The 19239-nt window shown below is 52.8% G+C and carries 15 protein-coding genes and 1 riboswitch; of the genes, 13 read left to right on the plus strand and 2 right to left on the minus strand.

The features are described from left to right. Positions 1-5: 5 nt before the first annotated feature. Positions 6-100: riboswitch (TPP riboswitch) on the minus strand. Positions 101-170: 70 nt separating this feature from the next. From rocD to H144_RS0125505, 9 genes are all read left to right on the plus strand, one after another. Continuing rightward, positions 171-1433, plus strand: coding sequence for an ornithine--oxo-acid transaminase (rocD, locus tag H144_RS0125465; protein WP_019944938.1), 1263 nt, complete (start codon positions 171-173; stop codon positions 1431-1433). Beyond that, on the plus strand, positions 1430-2821 hold the full coding sequence (locus tag H144_RS0125470) for a S41 family peptidase (RefSeq protein WP_019944939.1): 1392 nt from the start codon (positions 1430-1432) through the stop codon (positions 2819-2821). The genes rocD and H144_RS0125470 overlap by 4 nt, the downstream gene beginning before the upstream one ends. A gap of 118 nt (positions 2822-2939) precedes the next feature. Next, complete coding sequence (locus H144_RS0125475) at positions 2940-4454, plus strand: GH3 auxin-responsive promoter family protein (RefSeq protein ID WP_019944940.1); 1515 nt, start codon at positions 2940-2942, stop codon at positions 4452-4454. Between the two features lie 199 nt (positions 4455-4653). Further along, positions 4654-7752, plus strand: coding sequence for an AAA family ATPase (locus H144_RS0125480; protein ID WP_019944941.1), 3099 nt, complete (start codon positions 4654-4656; stop codon positions 7750-7752). A 49-nt stretch (positions 7753-7801) separates the two neighbouring features. Next, positions 7802-9001: a hypothetical protein gene (locus H144_RS0125485; protein ID WP_019944942.1), complete on the plus strand. Its 1200-nt coding sequence runs from the start codon at positions 7802-7804 to the stop codon at positions 8999-9001. A gap of 254 nt (positions 9002-9255) precedes the next feature. Next, a complete protein-coding gene (locus H144_RS0125490) occupies positions 9256-9651 on the plus strand; it encodes a sugar 3,4-ketoisomerase (RefSeq protein ID WP_019944943.1) in 396 nt (131 codons plus the stop codon). Beyond that, a complete protein-coding gene (locus H144_RS0125495) occupies positions 9648-10742 on the plus strand; it encodes a DegT/DnrJ/EryC1/StrS family aminotransferase (protein WP_019944944.1) in 1095 nt (364 codons plus the stop codon). The genes H144_RS0125490 and H144_RS0125495 overlap by 4 nt, the downstream gene beginning before the upstream one ends. Further along, positions 10739-11659 carry a glycosyltransferase family 2 protein gene (locus tag H144_RS0125500; protein ID WP_019944945.1) on the plus strand — a complete coding sequence of 307 codons (921 nt, stop codon included), beginning with the start codon at positions 10739-10741 and terminating at the stop codon, positions 11657-11659. The genes H144_RS0125495 and H144_RS0125500 overlap by 4 nt, the downstream gene beginning before the upstream one ends. Then, positions 11656-12423, plus strand: coding sequence for a class I SAM-dependent methyltransferase (locus H144_RS0125505; protein WP_019944946.1), 768 nt, complete (start codon positions 11656-11658; stop codon positions 12421-12423). The genes H144_RS0125500 and H144_RS0125505 overlap by 4 nt, the downstream gene beginning before the upstream one ends. Positions 12424-12430: 7 nt before the next feature. Here H144_RS0125505 and H144_RS0125510 read toward each other — a convergent pair whose 3' ends face one another. Continuing rightward, positions 12431-13312 (minus strand): PIG-L family deacetylase, encoded by an 882-nt coding sequence (locus H144_RS0125510; RefSeq protein WP_019944947.1) that lies wholly within the window; start codon positions 13310-13312, stop codon positions 12431-12433. A 112-nt stretch (positions 13313-13424) separates the two neighbouring features. Here H144_RS0125510 and H144_RS0125515 point away from each other — a divergent pair, with 112 nt between their 5' ends. The 4 genes from H144_RS0125515 to H144_RS0125530 all read left to right on the plus strand — a co-directional run bounded on the left by H144_RS0125515 (position 13425) and on the right by H144_RS0125530 (position 17848). After that, the gene (locus H144_RS0125515) at positions 13425-14222 is read left to right on the plus strand and encodes an SDR family NAD(P)-dependent oxidoreductase (RefSeq protein WP_019944948.1); all 798 of its coding nucleotides are present in this window, start codon (positions 13425-13427) and stop codon (positions 14220-14222) included. Between the two features lie 87 nt (positions 14223-14309). After that, entirely contained in the window at positions 14310-14888 is a 579-nt protein-coding gene (locus tag H144_RS0125520) for a TetR/AcrR family transcriptional regulator (RefSeq protein WP_019944949.1), read from the plus strand. A 34-nt stretch (positions 14889-14922) separates the two neighbouring features. Further along, positions 14923-15924: a quinone oxidoreductase family protein gene (locus H144_RS0125525; RefSeq protein WP_019944950.1), complete on the plus strand. Its 1002-nt coding sequence runs from the start codon at positions 14923-14925 to the stop codon at positions 15922-15924. Between the two features lie 49 nt (positions 15925-15973). Further along, positions 15974-17848 carry a monovalent cation:proton antiporter-2 (CPA2) family protein gene (locus tag H144_RS0125530; RefSeq protein ID WP_019944951.1) on the plus strand — a complete coding sequence of 625 codons (1875 nt, stop codon included), beginning with the start codon at positions 15974-15976 and terminating at the stop codon, positions 17846-17848. Between the two features lie 3 nt (positions 17849-17851). Here H144_RS0125530 and H144_RS0125535 read toward each other — a convergent pair whose 3' ends face one another. After that, the gene (locus H144_RS0125535; protein ID WP_019944952.1) at positions 17852-19237 is read right to left on the minus strand and encodes a high affinity choline transporter 1; all 1386 of its coding nucleotides are present in this window, start codon (positions 19235-19237) and stop codon (positions 17852-17854) included. Positions 19238-19239 lie beyond the last annotated feature (2 nt).

Genomic DNA, 19239 nt, shown 5'->3' on the forward strand with positions numbered 1-19239 from the left:
ACAGCCGGTTCCGGCTTTCTCTCCCTACGCCGGCATTACCCGGATCAGGTTAAATGGGTATGATCTCAGCCCGTTCGGTAGGGCACCCCTTGAGATTATGGTGCAAAATTAATACGCTTTTCCGTACTTTTACATATTTCAATGCGAACTTATTAACTGCCTGACTAACAATGCCAAACTATACAGACACGACCGATATAAGCGCTTCCCGGCATGCGATGGAGCTGGAATACCGGTATGGAGCGCATAACTATAAACCGATGCCGGTAGTGATCGAGCGGGGCGAGGGAATTTTTTTGTGGGATGTGGAAGGGAAGCGGTATTTTGATTTCCTTTCGGCGTATAGTGCCGTGAGCCAGGGACATTGCCATCCGAAAATCGTGCAGGCGATGGTAGACCAGGCGCAGAAGCTCACGCTTACGTCCCGGGCATTTTACAATAACCGCCTCGGTGAATGCGAACGTTTCCTCTGTAATTATTTCGGTTACGACAAGGTACTCATGATGAATTCCGGTGTCGAAGGCGGCGAAACGGCTTTGAAACTCACCCGTAAATGGGCCTATAAGGTGAAAGGTATCGAGCCCGGAAAGGCCAAGACGGTTTACGCAGACGGCAACTTCTGGGGACGCACGCTGGCTGCCATTTCGTCTTCCACCGATCCGTCTTCGACCAATGACTACGGCCCGTTCCTGCCTGGCTACGAGATCATTCCTTATAATGACCTCGCCGCACTTGAAAATCTCCTGAAAAATGACCCCCATATCGCAGGTTTCATGGTAGAACCCATCCAGGGCGAGGCGGGGGTAGTGGTGCCGCACGAAGGTTATCTGAAAGGCGTGCGTGATTTGTGTACGCATTACAATGTCCTGTTTATCGCCGACGAGGTGCAAACCGGCATCGGTCGCACGGGCAAGCGGCTGGCGTGTGACTGGGAAGGTGTAAAACCAGACATTCTCGTGCTTGGAAAAGCATTATCGGGCGGTACCATGCCCGTTTCGGCCGCTTTTGCCGACGACGAGGTCATGCTCACGATCGCACCCGGCGAGCACGGCTCTACGTATGGCGGTAACCCGCTGGCCTGTGCGGTGACGATTGCCGCATTACAGGTGGTGGAGGAAGAAAACCTCGCAGGAAATGCCCGGGAAATGGGTGAAATGTTCCGCAGTAGAATGCAGGAACTGCAACAACAATGTTCTCTGATCGAAAGCGTTAGAGGGAAGGGGCTGCTCAATGCGATCGTGATCAACGACTCCGAGGACAGCAGCACGGCAATGGACCTTTGCTACAAAATGATGGAAAAAGGGCTTCTGTGCAAACCTACCCACGGCAACAAAATCCGTTTCGCGCCGCCGCTCGTCATCAGCGGGGAACAAATGGACGAAGCCTGCCGCATAATCGAAGAGGTATTTTTAGAAATGAACGGAAATCTATGAAACTGAGACTTTTCCTGCCTATCGCATTCCTGGCCGCATTCGTTTTTTCGTGTAAGGAAAAAAACGCCGACCCGAAAAATGACACCGAAACCAACCAGTGGATCTATTCCAATATGAAATACTGGTATTACTGGACAGATCACATCACAGCCTCGCCCGATTACAACAAAACACCCAGTGACTTCTTCAATTCCCTGTTATACAAGTACGACGCGACCGCACGGCCCGACGGCGACCGGTTTTCATGGATGCAGGAAAGCGCCAAAGAACTCGAAGCGTCATTGGGCGGCGAATCCAAGACGACGGGAATGGAGTACAAGCTCGTGTATTTCCCGGCCAACACCAGCAACGTCGTGGGCATTGTGCTGTACGTGATCCCCGGCTCGCCGGCTGCCCAGGCGGGTTTCATGCGCGGCGATATGTTCAGCAGCGTGAATGGCCAGAAAATGACGGATTCCAATTACGCCAAACTGCTCAATACACAGGAAAAGGCAACCTACACATTGGCGGACATTAAGGATGGCACCCTGAAAGAGACCACCACGACGCGCGACGTGACGCCCATCGTTTTGCAGGAAGACCCCGTCTTTTTCGATACGACTTACACGATCGGCGCGAGCAAAATCGGTTATGTCGTTTATCACCAGTTCATTCCCGAGCCCTTTCAGGGAAATAACGGTGCGTACGACAAAAAGCTGGATGCAATTTTTGCCAGGTTCAAAAGCAGCAATGTGAATGCATTGGTACTTGACTTACGGTATAATCCGGGCGGGTATGTAAGCTCGGCGACTAACCTGTCAAGCCTCATCGGCAAGGTTACGGCCAATGATATTTTTTATTACAAAGAATACAACAAGCAGGTGACGGAAACGAGCCTGAAAAAATACGGAGAATCCTATTTCTACGACAAGTTCAAGGCCAAGAGCGAGAATATCGGGGCCAACCTGAAAAACCTCGTGGTACTGGTGTCGTCGCGCACGGCGTCGGCGAGCGAGTTGCTCATTAATGGTTTGAAGCCTTTCATGACTGTGACGCTGGTCGGCGGTAAGACGGTGGGCAAGAATGTAGGCTCGGTGACGTTGAGCGACGAGAAGAACGGTATCGAAGTGGGATTGCAGCCCATTGTTTCCAAATCTTTGAATAAGGATAAAAAATCAGACTACCATGTTGGTTTCGAGCCGGATGTGAAAGTGAGCGAGGGAAATATCCTGTACCCGTACGGCGATCCGCGCGATCCGTTGCTGGGCGAGGCGCTGTTTCAGATCACGGGCACGCACGTGACACGCCAGGGCCGCAGTGCGCGTGTGTTGCAGGAAGAAGAGCGCGCGGAACTGTCGTCGACGGTGAGCCACAAGGCCGGGGGCAGCAATATGTTTTTCGACAGATAGCGACCGGATAATAAGTTTCGGGGAATGGTGAGAGAACGGTGTTGAACTGTTCTCTCACCATTTTTTATTGCTATTTTTACAAACTTGCATTTGCGTATTTCTAACTAATTGACCTTCTATGAAGCTGGTAAATGATATGACTGTCTGGTTTTTGAAGCGGCGCTTCGAACGGATCGAACAGTTTATGAAGTACCCCATCGAGACCCAGCAGCGCATATTTTCGGAACTGATCGAAACCGCCCGTTACACCGAGTGGGGCAGCCGCTATAATTACGGGCAGATCAGGACTGTGAAGGATTTTCAGGAACAGGTGCCCATTTCGGCGTACGAGCAGCTTTATCCCTACATCGAGCGGGTCTTGAAAGGCGAGCCGAATGTGCTCTGGCCTTCGCCGATCGAATGGTTTTCCAAATCGTCGGGTACCACCAATGCAAGGAGCAAGTACCTGCCCGTATCGCCCGAAGCGCTCGAAGAATGCCATTATGAAGGCGGTAAGGACATGATGACCCTGCTGATCAATAACCGGCCCGACACGCGGGTTTTTGACGGAAAAGGACTGTCGATCGGCGGGACATTACACGCCAATCCATTTGACGACTACACGCAAATCGGCGACGTGTCGGCGGTGATTATGCAGAATTTGCCCTCCTGGGCCGAATTTATGCGCACGCCGCCGCTGGATGTAGCCCTGATGGACCATTGGGAAAGCAAGCTGGACAAAATGGCGTCCATATGCTCGCAGGAGAACGTCACGAGCATTCTCGGCGTACCTACCTGGACGATCGTGCTGCTCGACCAGATCCTCGAACGCACGGGCAAAAAAAATATGCTCGAAGTGTGGCCTGACTTTGAGGTGTTTGTGCACGGCGCGGTTTCTTTTGAGCCGTACCGCGATTTGTTCATGAACAAATATTTCCCGTCGGACCAGGTGCTGTACCTCGAAACGTACAGTGCTTCCGAAGGTTTTTTCGCGATTCAGGACGACATCAGCCGGGTGGGCGAAATGCTGCTCATGCTCGATTACGGGATATTTTATGAATTTATACCCATCGAAGAGCTCGGTAACGACCATCCCAGGGCATTACTGCTGAACGAAGTGGAGGTAGGGAGAAACTACGCAATGGTGATTTCAACCAACGCAGGCCTGTGGCGTTATCTCATCGGCGATACCGTGAAATTTACTTCCACGTACCCGTTCCGCATGAAAGTGAGCGGACGCACGAAGCATTTCATCAATGCTTTCGGCGAGGAAGTGATTGTCGAGAATGCGGACCATGCCGTTAAAGTGGCCTCGCACCAGACGGGTGCATCGGTAGCGAACTATACGGCCGGTCCCGTGTACATGGGCGACGGCTCGCGTGGCTGCCACGAGTGGGTGATCGAATTCACGACGGAGCCGGACGACCGCGAGGCGTTCATTCTGGCGTTGGATAATGCGTTACGCGAAGTGAATTCCGACTATGACGCCAAACGTTACAAGGACATGGCGCTTACCCGCCCGATCGTCCATTTCGCCCCGGCGGGCACATTCTACGCCTGGCTCGGCAAGCAGCACAAGCTCGGCGGCCAGAACAAGGTGCCGCGGCTCAGCAATTCACGGGAATACCTGGATGATTTGCTGGCTGCGTTATAGGTTTCGTTTGGATGTTTGACGGCCGATGTTGACCGCTGACCGCCGACCGCCGATTCTTAATTGCGACAGCGCTTCTATTAAATGAATTAAAATTAAGTAAACATAAAAATAATCAGCGGTCGGTGGTCGAACATCGGTGGTCGGTGGTCGGCCGTCGGTGGTCATGATTCCCCGCCATCATATACCGCAAGCCGTACCAATGATCCCCAAGCGATTAAAAATCAAAGGATTATATTCTTACCAGACTGAACAGGAAATCGACTTCGACCCGTTGACGGACGCTTCGCTGTTCGGGATTTTCGGAGCGGTGGGCAGCGGGAAATCGTCCATTCTCGAAGCGATCACATTTGCATTGTACGGCGATACCGAACGGCTGAACAAGTCGGGCGACGACCGTACCTACAATATGATGAACCTGCGGTCGGATGACCTGCTCATTGATTTTGAATGCATTGCAGGCAGAAACGGCGATCGCTACCGGTTTACGGTACGCGGGCGGCGGAACAGCAAGAATTTTAAGGACGTCAAAACATTCGACCGGAAAGGTTACGTCTGGCAGAACAACGACTGGGTTCCTCTCGCCGAAAATGAATCGACTGAAAGCATTATCGGGCTTAGTTATGATAATTTTCGCCGGACGATCATCATTCCGCAAGGCCGTTTTCAGGAGTTTATCGAACTGAAAGATGCCGAGCGCACGCGGATGATGAAAGAGCTTTTTCAGCTCGAAAAATACGATTTAAGCCGCAATGTAGGCGCACTCAGCAACCGCAATAACCTCACATTGTCCAATCTGGAAGGTCAGTTGCTGGGATTGGGCGAAGTAACGCAGGAAATGCTGACGGAAGGTGAGCAACTGCTGGAAGCGTTGCGGCAGCAGATTGTGCAGACTACCACCGAGCTGGCCGTTCAAACGGAAGCGGACAATGCATTTCAGAAACTCAAACTGGCGGCCGAAAAGCTACAAGCCCTGCAGGCGAAGCTCCAAAGCCTGGAAGCGCAGCGTGGGGCCATGCAGGAACGCGAAAATGCATTAAAGACATTTGAAACCTGCTCCCTGCATTTCAAATCCATTTTTGACCAAAAAAACAACTTGCTGACGGCCATCAACCGCGATCAGCGCATTGCAGCGGGCAATCAGGAAAGGCTTACAACGCTGGCAGGTTTACTCGAAAAACAGCAGGAAACTTTACTGTTATTAAAGCCGCGCTACGACCAGCGCGAGGAGCTGCTCGCCACCGCCGAGGAACTGGAAAAGGTAATGACGATTATCGAGCATTCACAGTCGGTTATCAAACGGAAGGAAGCGTTGGTAAGGGGCGAGGAGCAGTTAGTGGCGAAGGAAAAAGCCATTGAAGTTTTAAAACAACAAAAACAGGAGCTGGAAACGGAGAACGAGCAGCGTAAGGCCAACCTCGGAGATGTGTTGGAAATGGGTTTGGTAAAATCCTGGTTCACCACCGCTGATGCATTGACCGAGAACCGTCAGGCCGTGAAAGCGGAGGCGGAAGCGCTCGCGTTGGAAATCAAGACATTAACCGACGGTCTGGAACTGCGTTTGCAGGAAATTACGGCCGATTTTACCATCGCATTTGGTGAAGAAAAGTCAGTAGAGGCGTTTCAAAGAGGCATTGCTGCTTACCTGGAAGCGGGCGAAGCCGGGCGGAAGGAACTGAACAGGCAGTTGCTGCACAGTAACACGCGGGTAGCGCTGCACCAGTTTGCAGGCAACCTTGAAGACGGCGCGCCCTGCCCGTTATGCGGCTCGGTACACCACCCGGAAGTACTCACGGCCGACAGTGCGCTTTCCGGCGAAATAACTGCCATCGAAAAGCAGCTGGCGGCGTTGGAGGAAAAGGAAAGGGTGCTAAGAAAACTGCAATCGCCCGTTGAGCGCATTTTTAACCAGATCGAAAACCTGGAAAAGCAGAAAACTTCGATCAAGCAGCGTTTCGCGGAGGCTAAATCGAAGCTGGAATCGCATGACGAAGCATTTAAATGGACGACATTCAGTAAGGCGGATCGGGAAGGTTTTGAAATACGGTTTGTCGAAAGCAGTCGCGTGCAGGCGGAAATCAGGGCCGCGGAGGTTTCGCTGAAAGCTTTGACGGAACAGATCGATTTAGCAGGAAAGGAAAAGACCGAAAAGATCGAAAAGCCGCTGCAAGCATTGCGGGACGAGATTTTGCGGCTGGATAATACGGCCCAGACATTGGCCGGCCAGCTGTCGAGGGTGACGCTGGCGGATTTTGAAACAGCAGAAAAAAGCACTGTTCTGGAAAAAATAAAGGCGCTGAAAACCGATTATCAGCAACTGACGGCGGCATTTACGGAAGCGGAAAAGCAAATCGATATGCTTGAAAAAGAGCGGAATACATTGCTGGGCAGCCAGGCCGCATTGCACGCTTCGCTGGAAAGCAACCAGCGCGACCTGGCAGGCGTGCAGGAGCAAATCGCGGGGCAGCTGGCGGCATATGCATTCGAATCAGAAGCGCAGGTGGCTGAAATTTTGGAAAAGCCCATTCATATTGAAAACGAACGTCAGGCGATCGGTGCGTATAAAATGGCGCTCGAAACGACGGGAGTAGAGCTGAAAAACGTCCTCGAAGACCATGCCGGGGAGCAATACGACGCAGCGAAGCATGAGGTGGTTACCTCATTGAAAAACACATTGACCGAAACGCTGAATGCGCAGCGCAAAGAGGAAGGGAACATTGGCGGCCGTCTCAAACAAATGGCCGACGACCTCGCGAGAAAAGCGTCACTACTGAAAGAGAAGAGCCGGCTTGTGCTTCGGAAAGAGCATCTGGACGATCTGGCGAAGCTCTTCCGGTCGAGCGGTTTTGTGGATTATGCGTCGAGTATCTATCTCCAGAACCTCATTCACGCAGCCAATCATCGTTTTCACCAGATGACCCACCAGCAGCTGCACCTCGAACTGGGCGAAGGCAACAGTTTCTGGGTGCGCGATTTGCTCAACGGCGGGCATATGCGGCTGTTGAAAACCCTTTCGGGCGGGCAGAAATTTCAGGCGGCATTGTCGCTGGCACTAGCCCTTGCAGACCATATTCACGTAAGAAATGAGTCAAAACACAACTTTTTCTTCCTCGACGAAGGCTTCGGCTCGCTGGATAAAAATGCCTTGCAAACCGTTTTTGAAACGCTGAAATCGCTGCGGAAAGAGAACCGGATCGTGGGCATTATCAGTCACGTCGAGGAATTGCAGCAGGAGATCCAAACCTATCTGCGCATTACCGAAAGTGAAGAAGGCAGCCGGATCGTACCGAGCTGGAAATGAGTATCACACATTAAAATGTATATTTGGGCCTATTTGCCCATGCCACCCTATGCTTTTGGAAAACTTTTACGGGTCGTCGATACTTTGGATTGAAACACACTTGTCGGGAAAAAACTGGATGTGGAAGCTCACCCTGTTTGCCGTTGCGCTCTCGCTTTTTCTCGCATTTCCTCCCTATGCGCTGCTTTTTAACCACCTGACAGGCAATGGGGTAAGTCTCGACGCATGGGTTTTTATCCAGAACCAGGCCCAGGACATTCTCCACCCGCAAGACATGGATTACGACATCCGTCGCGAGAACATGATTTTCCGCTGGACATTGCCGTTGCTATCTTTCCTGACGGGCCATAATGTGCTGCTGATCCTCATTATCCAGGCGGTTTTGGGCGTGCTTTTTCTGTACAAAGTAGCGGGCTATATCTATTCTATTTCGGGCGACAAGGTCATTACGGCCCTTTTCGTGACGGCGCTGGCCAACATTTTCGTAAGCGTGTGGGCATTCGCGGACGTGCACGGGTATGGAGATGAATATGCGTTTTTTTTCATGCTGCTCGCATTGCTAAGCAGAAATCCGCTGGTGATATTCCTCTCGCTGCAAGTGGCATTTTTCACCGACGAGCGGGCGGTCATCGCGGGAGGTTATCTGCTGTTGTGGTGGATGGGGACCAAAGCTTACAAAAACAACGATTTCAGCTTGCTGTCGTTGCTGCGCTGGGCATTTACAGGCGAAAGTCTGGTGGTATGGGTGGCATGGGCCATTTACTTTACGATCCGGGAATATGTGCAAATGACGTATTTCCCGCATCACAGCTATTCCACTATCGGCACGCCGGTGTTGCTGGCCAATGCGCATCGCAATGGCCTCGGAAGCAGCATTTGGGGCGCATTTGAAGGGACGTGGCTGATTTTGGCCGCCGCGTTTGTCGTGCTGTGCCTTACCAAACGTTACTGGCTGCTGCTGGCGTTGCTGGCGGGTTTCGCGGTGCTGCTGGCGACGGGCATTTATGTGCACGATATCGACAGGGCGCTGTCATACGGCTTCCCGTTCATCCTGCTGGCCATTTTTATTCTCATTAACACGGCCTCTACGACTTCCGTACGGCTGATCCTCTTCTTCACGGCGATCATCTGCGTCACCCATCCGCAAGTCTTCTACATGGGTTACAACAAAATCCTCTGGCTGGAACCGCTCCCGATCAAACTATTCATGCTGATAGATCACCGGCTGCACTGGGGACTATTTAGCTAGGCCCGCCCGGTAGGGGTGTTGTCGAATATTTTCGTCATTTCCCAACCAAAGCCGGAATAGAAGGGTCAATGTCTCGCAGGTAATGTGCGTTAAAAGATTATTAAGCTCTGCCTCTGAGTAATCGATTTTTTTATCTGGGCGGTATTTTTGTATTTTGAACAAAAAATGTCTGACATTTACTATACGGTTACTTTCGAAGAGATAGCCGCATAGCTGAAAGCGATCGGGCACACCCTAACAACTAAGATTTCCTTATGCCGCTATTAGTAGAGCTGGATACATTTAACACCGGATCGGGTAACCTCACAGTATTTGAAAAAATAATGCCCGGAACGATCAAGCGCGTTTTTTACATTTACGGCGCAGGAGAAACGCAGAGAGGCGGCCACAGGCATCACAAAACCTGGAATGCGCTCATTTGCATTCACGGCAGCTGCCGAATCTACTCCAACGACGGTGAAAAGGAGGAAATCTTCACCCTGAACAGCCCCGTTTCCTGCCTGGTCCTCGAACCGAAGGACTGGCATATCATGGACACTTTCTCGGAAGATGCAATCCTGCTGGTGCTGTCGAATGAATATTACGACAAGGCCGACTACATCGATGAGCCTTATCCGTTGAATCAGCTGAATCAGACTGTATCTCAATGATCCCATTTCTGGATTTGAACCAGGTAAATGCCCCTTACCTGCAAGCCATCGAGGATGCCGCCGTCCGCGTGGTGCGCTCGGGCTGGTACATCCTGGGCAATGAGTTGAAAACCTTCGAAAAATCATTCGCGGAATATTGCGACGCGGCGCATTGCATCGGCGTGGCCAACGGCCTGGATGCCATTACGCTCATTTTGCTCGCGCTCGACCTGCCGAAGGACAGCGAAATCATCGTTCCAGCCAATACTTACATTGCTTCGGTACTGCCGGTTAGCTACCTGCACCTCACACCCGTATTCGTGGAGCCCGATCCGCGCACGATGCTCATCGATCCCGCGCGCATTGAGCAGGCGATCACGCCGCGCACCAAGGCCATCGTAACGGTGGATTTGTACGGAAGAAGCTGCGAAATAGCGCCCATTATCGACCTGGCGCGCATGCACGGCCTGAAAGTAATTACCGACGCCGCACAGGCGCATGGCGCTACCTATGAAGGTGAAAAGGTGGGCACCTGGGCGGATGCGACGGCTTTCAGTTTTTATCCTACCAAAAACCTGGGTGCATTGGGCGACGCCGGGGCCATTACGACCAACGACGCCGCATTGGCCGAAAAGATCCGCTATTTGCGCAATTACGGTTCCGTAATCCGCTACCAGAACGAGTACCAGGGCGTAAACAGCCGCCTGGACGAAATGCAGGCCGCGGTCCTGAGCGTGAAGCTGCCGTACCTGGACGGTGAAAACGTCCGCCGCCGTGAAATCGCGGGCCGGTACCTGCGCGAACTGCAATGCAGGGAACTTACATTGCCCCCCGCCGACCGGATAAACGAAGACGCCTGGCACCTTTTTGTGGTCCGGCACCCGCGCCGTGCCGAGCTCGTTGCTTACCTGGAAAAGCACGGCGTGCAAACGAACGTTCATTATCCGCAGCCTATTCATAAACAATTGGCTTACAAAGAATATAAAGATTTACATTTGCCTTTGACAGAGCAAATACACGAGCAGGTGATCAGTTTGCCCCTTAACCCCGTCCTGACCGACGATCAGGTGGCATACATCATCCAAACCCTCAATCAATTCGATCATCAATGAAGTTATCGGTCATCATCCCGGTTTACAACAGCGAAAAAACTATCCGGCCGCTCATCGAAAAGCTGCAAGCGACATTGTCGCAGATATCGTTTGAAATCGTGATGGTGAATGACGGCAGCCGCGACCGCTCGGAAGCCGTTTGCAGGGAGTTGTCTGATATTTATTCCAATGTGCGCTTCATTTCGCTCCGGCGCAATTACGGAGAGTTCAATGCCGTCATGTGCGGCCTCAACTGGGCTTACGGCACCTACTGCGTCATGATCGACGACGATTTTCAAAACCCGCCCGAAGAAATTCTGAAACTCGTCGACGCCGCCGAAGCGGGCGATTACGACGTCGTTTACACCTATTATGCCAAAAAACAGCATTCGGTAGGCAGAAACCTGGGCAGCCGGTTTGTGAACTGGATGACGAGCTATCTTTTGAACAAACCAAAAGACCTGTACCTTTCGAGCTTTAAGCTCATCCGCCAGGAAGTTGTGCAGGAAATCATCAAATACCACGGGCCTTACCCGTACATCGATGGACTCATTTTCCGTATCACGCGCAACATAGGCACCGTGCAGGTAGCGCACCAGAAGCGGGAAGAAGGCGCTTCGAATTACACATTGCACAAGCTCGTCTCGCTTTTTTTGAATATCCTGTTCTGCTATTCCTCGCTGCCGATCCGGTTTTTTGTACCGATCGGCGTCGGGTTGTTCAGCCTCGGGTTCTGCCTTTTGCTATTTCTTACGGTCCAATGGATAATCGGTCCTGACCCCAAGGGGTGGCAGGTAGTGACGGCCACGCTGATCTTCATCGGGGGCATTCAATGCATGCTGCTGAGTGTTTTGGGGGAATATATCGGCAAAAGTTTCATGGCACAAAGCGGCCAGCCGCAATACGTGATCAAATACAATAGCTCCGAAACCGTATGATCGAAAACCGGCTCGAATACCAGCGCATGTACGAAACCGAGCGGAAGCTCTGGTGGTACCAGGTGCTCCACGGCAAGGTTTTGAGCCAGATCCGCAAGCATTTCAAGGCATTGGACCCCGATCTGAAAATCCTCGACGCAGCGTGCGGCACGGGCGGCCTGTTGTCTTTCCTGAAGGAAAAGGGATATTCCAACCTCCGCGGCTTCGATTATTCACAACATGCCATCGATTTCTCGAAAGAGCGCGGACTGAATGTCGTCTTCGGCGACCTCCGCAAAGTGGACGCCTTCGAACCGGGCGAAACCTTCGACATCATTACCTGTAACGATGCGCTTTACTTTTTGACAGACGAGGAAATCGTCCGTGCATTGAATGCATTCAAAACGCGCCTTAACCGAAATGGGTTGATTATCATCAATATACATGCATTCGAAGCATTCTCCGGCACGCACGACCTCGCGGTAGGAAGTTCGCGGCGATTCAAACTGGACCAGTTTCAGGCATTTGCAAAGGCGGCCGGCCTCCGGATCAACCACAATACTTACTGGCCGTTCGCGCTGTCGTTGCCGATCCTGGCCGTGCGCCAATGGCAGAATTACCGCATCCGAAACAAAAAAGTGAATGTGGAAGCGCTGGATTCGGACGTTGAATATCCCGGTGACGCGGTTAATGCAGTTCTCAAAGCCATTACTAACACCGAATCCGCGATCCTCGGTAATGCACCGTTCGGCAGCTCGCTGTTTATGACCATGCAGCCAGCCTGACGGCCACCTATTTGCTTTTGGAATAGCCCGATGCACTCACGGCATCGAACAATGCCTTCGTTTTAGCCACACCGCTTTCGCCATTTACCGCGAAATACCAGAATGCTTCCAGGTCGCCGCGATGCATGGCCGAGTTCATATCGCCGCTCTGCGATTTGTGGGCCGCCTTCACCCAGTCGGCCACGATCATGTAGCTGTGTTTTTGATCTTCCCCAAAACTATACGACCGGTCGAACTCGAATACCGGGGCACTTTTCAGGATATTGGTTTCGGGATAGCCGTTCAGTCCGGCAAACTGGAAGGTATATCCCTTGTTCTGCGATTGCCCGCCGAGTACCACCGGTTTTTTAGCGCCTTTGAAACGCTGCGCCGCGCGGATCGCACTGATGGACGCCGTTTTGTGGTGCGCGTGCTGGCCCTCGTGCGGAAGAAGGCAGAAAATGAAGTCGTACCGGCCGCTGGCGAGAATGGCGTCGAGTTTCCGCTCTACATAAGCAATATCCCAGTTTTTACCTTGTAAATAGGGCTTTTCGTCGCGGTTGTAGTAATCGTCGAGCTGGTCGAGGAAGAAGAAATTACCGATGCCCAGGACCTCGCCGGAAGCCATGAGTTCCTTCTTACGGATCAGCGGCAAATGCTTCCTGCCGGTAGCCGAGTCGACAAGGTTCAATCCATAATAGCTCGAAGCGACTAATCCGTTGTAGCCACCGGACGCGTCGGTGATGAGCGCCAGGTCGGCGGAGCCTTTCAGTTCATGGGTAATCTTGAAAACCGTGACCGGGAACATCGTTTCGTCGTCGGGGTGGGCGGTAACGATCAGTACACGTGGGCCTTGGGCGCGGGCGCTCAGTGCAAGGAGAATTAGTAACAAAAGATAAATGTGTCTCATGCGATGATTTTGTGTAGTCGGTTGTTATAAAATTATGGAATCCCGGGAGCATTCCAAGAGCGCCGGGACCTGCCTGTTCCAAATTTCATTACACTCTTATTCTCAAACTTTTATGGATTTACAACTCCACGGAAAAACCGCGTTTGTCAGCGGTTCCACGCAGGGTATCGGCTTTGCCATCGCGCAAAGTCTCTTAAAAGAAGGCGCCAATGTCATTATCAATGGCCGTTCGGAAAGCAAACTGGCCGAAGCCGTTCAAAGATTGCAGGAATCGGCAGCGTCAGGCGCATCGGTAAGTGGTGTAGCCGCCGATTTTTCCAAAGCCGATGAAGTGAATGCGCTGCTGGCCAAGCTGCCGGACATCGACATTCTTGTAAACAATGCGGGTATTTTCGAACCCAAAGCATTTACCGACATTTCCGACGAGGAATGGTTCCGCTTTTTCGAAGTGAATGTGCTGAGCGGCGTACGGCTCGCAAGGCATTTCTTCCCGAAAATGATCGCGAAAGACTGGGGTCGCATTATCTTCATTTCCAGCGAATCGGGCGTGAATATCCCCGAAGAAATGATCCATTACGGCACCACCAAAACCGCCCAGCTGGCCGTGAGCCGCGGATTGGCTGAGCTTACCAAAGGCACCAATGTAACGGTCAATACGGTTATGCCGGGCCCTACCAAATCGGAAGGCGTTGCGGATTTTGTGAAACAGCTCGGTGAGGCCAACAACATGTCGGCCGAACAGGCGGAGAAAGATTTCTTCAAAAACGCACGGCCAACGTCGCTCTTGCAGCGTTTCGCCTCGGTGGAGGAAATCGCTAACCTGGTCACGTATGTGGCTAGTCCATTGTCTTCCGGTACCAATGGTTCCGCCTTGAAAGTGGACGGCGGTGTAGCGAAGTTTATCATCTGATCGCTTCGTAAATGCCCCCGCGGAAACGGCGTTTGCAAATATTACTTCATTTTGGAACGTTCGTTCTGAAATAATTGTCTGATAGCCATGGCACGTAACAAAGCATTCGAACCGGAAGAGAAACTGGAAATGGCAAAATGCCTTTTCTGGGAGAAAGGCTATAACGCCACTTCCATTCAGGACCTCGTGGAAACGATGGGCCTGAACCGCGGCAGCATTTACGACACTTACGGCGATAAGCACAGCTTGTTCCTGCAATGCCTCCGGAGCTATTCCGAAAGCACTTTTGAAGAATATAAAAAGTTGGCCGAGGAATCGAAATCGCCCATTAAGGCGGTGGAAAAGATCATCAGGAAATCGGCGCAGCGGACGGTAGCAGAGGGGAGGACATGCCTTGGCGTGAAATCGACGTTCGAGCTGGCTTCGGTGGATGAAGAGGTGCATGCCATTTTAAAGGAAAATACGACGAAGCTGGTGGCGGTGCTGAAAGAACTGCTCAAAAAGGCGCAGAAGGCCGAAGAAATCGGCAGCAAGCGCGATCCGGCCATGCTGGCGAATTTCATCGTAGCGAATTTTACCGGCTTCTGGCAGTTCTACCTCGTTTACGGCGATGCGGAACTGGTGGACCAGCAAGCTGAATTTTTAATCAAGTCTATCAAAAAATAATGCGGCGCCGGGAGGGCGCGGGCATTTTACGGTCATGTCAGGTTTAATCACAGAAATAGATAAAAAATCAGGTATAGTAAAACTCTACAAGCAAGGAGCGCCCTCGGTACTGGGGTTTGAAAGAGAAACCACGCAGGAACCGGGCGCGGGACAAGTGCGCGTGAAGCAGGAGGCGATCGGGCTCAATTTTGTAGATACCTATTACCGCGACGGCAAGTTTCCCGTCAGGTCATTCCCCTATACCCCGGGCGTCGAGGCGGCCGGGATCATTGAGGCGGTGGGTCCGTGGGTGACCGAATTCAAGGTCGGCGACCGTGTAGGTTACCATTTCATCCCCGGCGCTTACGCCGAAAATCGCGTTGTATCAACCCAGCAGCTGGTTCACATTCCGGACGGCATTACGTCGGAAGAAGCGGCGGCGGTGATGGTCAAAGGCTTCACGGCGCGCATGCTGCTGAAAGTGATACACCCGATCAAACCTGGTGAAGTGGTGCTCGTGCATGCAGCTGCGGGCGGCGTAGGTACGCTCGTGACCAAATGGGCCAAAGCATTGGGTGCGACGGTGATCGGTACGACCGGCTCCGAGGAGAAAAAGGAGATCATATTGGCCAATGGCGCCGACTACGCCTTTCTGGCCGAATGCAGCGATTTCTTCCATTCAGTGCTGGACATTACGGGTGGAAAAGGCGTGGATGTGGTATTCGATGGCGTGGGCCGGGATACATTCTCTCATTCACTGGACCTGATCCGCAAAGGCGGTGAAATCGTCCTGTACGGTTCGTCGTCCGGCCAGCCGGAGCATATCGATCATGCATTGCTCCGTGAGAAGGAGATCGTGATGGCCACGCCGACATTGAGCGCCTACATTCCTGATCGCGACGCGCTGGAAGCTTATGCGGCGGATACTTTCGAGGCATTACTGGCAGGTACATTCGGACAAATGGCCATTACCCGTTACCCATTGTCGCAGGCAGGCCAGGCGCAGGCTGATCTTGAAGCGAGAAAAACGATCGGTTCCGTGATCCTGGTTCCGTAAATTTTTGCTCTCATCTTAACGAACTTTTCCAACTAATTGCCTTCCGGCTATGCAACAGACATTCTTTTTCCAGGCGATGATTTACCTGGCGGCGGCCGTCGTGATGGTGCCCATTGCGAAGCGGCTTGGGCTGGGGTCGGTTTTGGGTTACCTCGTGGCGGGGGTGGCGATCGGTCCGGCGGGGCTGAAATTCATCGGTATGGAAGGGCAGGACATTATGCATTTCGCTGAGTTCGGGGTGGTGATGATGCTCTTCGTGATCGGCCTTGAACTCGAACCGTCGCGATTGTGGCGTATGCGGAAAAGCATTGCCGGGCTCGGCGGCCTGCAGGTAGCGGTGACGACGCTGATCGTAGCGGGCATCGCGATGCTGTTCGGCGTGAGCTGGCGGGAGGCGTTGGCATTGGGAATGATCGCAGCCATGTCATCGACGGCGATCGTCATGCAGACACTGAATGAAAAAGGGTGGCTCAAAACGGTGGCCGGGCAGAGCTCCTTTGCCGTGCTGCTTTTCCAGGACCTGGCCATTATCCCCATGCTGGCGATTTTTCCATTGCTGGCCGAACACGCGGGTACCGCAGATGTGCACGGGGCCGGGAGCGCGTCGCTCGTGAGCGCATTGCCCGCCTGGCAGCAGGCGCTGGTGGTACTGGCATCGGTAACCGCGATTGTATTGACCGGCAAATACCTGTTGAGGCCCGTTTTCAGGATGATGGCGCGCACGGCACTGCGCGAAATGTTTACCGCCACGGCATTACTGCTCGTGGTGGGGATTGCCGTGCTGATGACGTCCGTGGGCCTGAGCCCCGCGTTGGGCGCATTCGTGGCAGGCGTGGTGCTGGCCAACAGCGAATACCGCCACGAACTGGAAAGCTCTATCGACCCGTTCAAGGGGTTGCTGCTCGGGCTGTTCTTCATTTCCGTGGGTTCTTCCATCGATTTTTCGCTGGTGGTTTCCAAACCGTGGGCCATTGCGGGCCTGGTAGCAGGATTGATGCTCCTCAAAATGGCCATTCTGTTTGTGTTAGGTAAAATATTCGAAGTGCGGACTGCGCAGAACTTCATTTTCAGCATCGGGCTGAGCCAGATTGGCGAGTTCGCTTTTGTGCTGCTGAGTTTCTCGACGCAGGAGGGTGTTCTGGGTAAAGAGCTTACCGACACGATGATGGCCGTTGTCGCGATCAGTATGGCGGTGACGCCGCTTGCCATGGTGGTGAACGATAAATGGATACTGACGCGCTTTTGCCTTGTGAGCGCAGGGTTACAGGTCGCCAGGCCGAGCGATATCGAAGAGCAGGATAATCCCGTGATCATAGCCGGCTACGGGCATTTCGGCAATACAATCGGCCGGTTCCTGAAAGCGAACGGCGTGGAAGCTACCGTGCTCGATAATGACAGCGATAATGTCGATTTTCTGCGAAGGATAGGACATAAGGTATATTTCGGCGATGCGACGCGCTATGAGCTGCTCGACATCGCCGGGGCCGGCAAAGCGCAGATGATCATCATCGCGATCAGCGACGAAGAGAAGCGGCTCGAAATGATCGAAACCGTGAAAAAACATTTTCCCAACCTGCATATGCTCGTCCGCTCGACTAACCGGAACGACGCATACGACCTCATGAATGCGGGTATGATGCATATTTACCGGGAAACCTTCGATACAAGCCTGCGGCTGGGCGTAGATGCACTGAAACTGCTCGGGCACCGTGCGCACGAGGCTACGCGCATGGCGAAGACATTCTTTATGCACGACGAGCGTACATTGAAACATTTATCGAGCATCCGGAACGACGAAGAATATATCCACGCCGCAAGGCAGCATATGGAAGAACTCGAAATAATAATGCAGGCCGACCGGAATGCGATCCAGCTGAGCGCACCGGCCAACTGGGGCAGAAAGGCGGAAGCTGAAACGGCCTGATTGTCAGGGAGCTAGCCGCGGGCCAGTTGCTTTCTCCCAAACCAGCCCGGCTGCCATGCCCAGAAAGCTCGCTAGCAGGCCGTATACCAGCGCGGGATATTCCGTTTCTATGTATACGCAGAGAAGCCACACCGCCAGTCCGACGACCATCGACAGGATGCAGCCGAGCGCATTGCTCGCTTTCCAGTAAAGTCCCGCCGCGAGCGGCACAAACAACGATACCAGGCTGAATGCGGAAGATTCCGCGACGAGGTCGAAAATGCTCTCGCGCGTAGCGGCCATGAAAATGCAGACAGCCGTAATGACGACAATCCCGATACGGATGATCCGCAGCAGCTGCGCATCGGCGAGGCCGGGTTTGAAGAATTTAAAAATATTCTCCCCTAAAACTACCGCTGGGGCCATAATGGCGCTGCTCGTGGTGCTAAGAATGGCCGATACCAATGCGCCGAAGAACAGAATTTGAAGCGGCAGGCTCATATGTTTCAGCACCATATTCGGAATGATCATTTGCCCGTCCTTTTCCTCGCCGGGGTACAAATGATGCCCGCAAAGCCCGATAAACAGCGGCAGCAATGCGATGGTCAGGTACATGAGCGAAGAAAGTAAAGTAGACTGAACCGAGACCCGCGCCGATTTGGCCGACATAACCCTTTGAAATACATCTTGCTGCGGGATGGAACCGAGCCCGATGGTAATCCAGGCGGCGAAATATTCCAGATGTCCTTTCAGGGTATTTTCGGGAAAAAAACGAAAGAAACCTTTCGGCGCGGCGTCGATCAGCGGCTGGAAACCGCCTACCTCGTCGTACAGGACGGCGGCGACGATGAACAGGCCGGCGATGATCATCAATGTCTGCACGAAATCCGTGATCGAGATCGACCACATGCCGCCCCATATCGTGTACAATATCACGACGAACGAGCTCACGAGGATGCATACCAGCAGCGACCAGCCTAGTACCACTTGCAAAACGATGCCCATCGCAAGTAGCTGGGCGGCTATCCAGCTGAAATAGGAAGGGATGATCAGGATCGCCGACAGCAGCTCAGCATTACGGCCGTAACGGAGCCTGAAAAAGTCACAAAATGTAATAATATTCATTTTGTAAAACCTCCTGGCGAAGAAGAGGCCGACCAGGAAAAGGCATAAAGATGCCCCGAAAGGGTCCTCGATGATCCCCAGCACGCCGTGCTCGATAAATTCCTTGGGAGCGCCCATGACCGTCTCCGATCCGAACCACGTGGCAAAGGTGGCGGAAGCGGCCAGCATAAGGGGCAACTGGCGACCGGCTAATACGAAATCCTGCGTGGAGGCTATTCTTTTGGAAGCCCAAAGGCCTATTCCCAGGTTTGCGAGCAGATAGGCCAGGATCGAAAACGCCAGCATGG

Origin of the sequence: Dyadobacter beijingensis DSM 21582, from assembly GCF_000382205.1 — a bacterium.
Classification (GTDB): domain Bacteria; phylum Bacteroidota; class Bacteroidia; order Cytophagales; family Spirosomataceae; genus Dyadobacter; species Dyadobacter beijingensis.

Bases quoted from the DNA above. Each gene is read 5' to 3' on its own strand.
- H144_RS0125505 (WP_019944946.1), top strand. From the start codon at position 11,656: ATGATCGAAAACCGGCTCGAATACCAGCGCATGTACGAAACCGAGCGG.
- H144_RS0125480 (WP_019944941.1), top strand. From the start codon at position 4,654: ATGATCCCCAAGCGATTAAAAATCAAAGGATTATATTCTTACCAGACT.
- H144_RS0125490 (WP_019944943.1), top strand. From the start codon at position 9,256: ATGCCGCTATTAGTAGAGCTGGATACATTTAACACCGGATCGGGTAAC.
- H144_RS0125530 (WP_019944951.1), top strand. From the start codon at position 15,974: ATGCAACAGACATTCTTTTTCCAGGCGATGATTTACCTGGCGGCGGCC.
- H144_RS0125535 (WP_019944952.1), bottom strand. From the start codon at position 19,237: ATGCTGGCGTTTTCGATCCTGGCCTATCTGCTCGCAAACCTGGGAATA.
- rocD (WP_019944938.1), top strand. From the start codon at position 171: ATGCCAAACTATACAGACACGACCGATATAAGCGCTTCCCGGCATGCG.
- H144_RS0125520 (WP_019944949.1), top strand. From the start codon at position 14,310: ATGGCACGTAACAAAGCATTCGAACCGGAAGAGAAACTGGAAATGGCA.
- H144_RS0125510 (WP_019944947.1), bottom strand. From the start codon at position 13,312: ATGAGACACATTTATCTTTTGTTACTAATTCTCCTTGCACTGAGCGCC.
- H144_RS0125495 (WP_019944944.1), top strand. From the start codon at position 9,648: ATGATCCCATTTCTGGATTTGAACCAGGTAAATGCCCCTTACCTGCAA.
- H144_RS0125500 (WP_019944945.1), top strand. From the start codon at position 10,739: ATGAAGTTATCGGTCATCATCCCGGTTTACAACAGCGAAAAAACTATC.
- H144_RS0125485 (WP_019944942.1), top strand. From the start codon at position 7,802: ATGCTTTTGGAAAACTTTTACGGGTCGTCGATACTTTGGATTGAAACA.
- H144_RS0125525 (WP_019944950.1), top strand. From the start codon at position 14,923: ATGTCAGGTTTAATCACAGAAATAGATAAAAAATCAGGTATAGTAAAA.
- H144_RS0125515 (WP_019944948.1), top strand. From the start codon at position 13,425: ATGGATTTACAACTCCACGGAAAAACCGCGTTTGTCAGCGGTTCCACG.
- H144_RS0125475 (WP_019944940.1), top strand. From the start codon at position 2,940: ATGAAGCTGGTAAATGATATGACTGTCTGGTTTTTGAAGCGGCGCTTC.
- H144_RS0125470 (WP_019944939.1), top strand. From the start codon at position 1,430: ATGAAACTGAGACTTTTCCTGCCTATCGCATTCCTGGCCGCATTCGTT.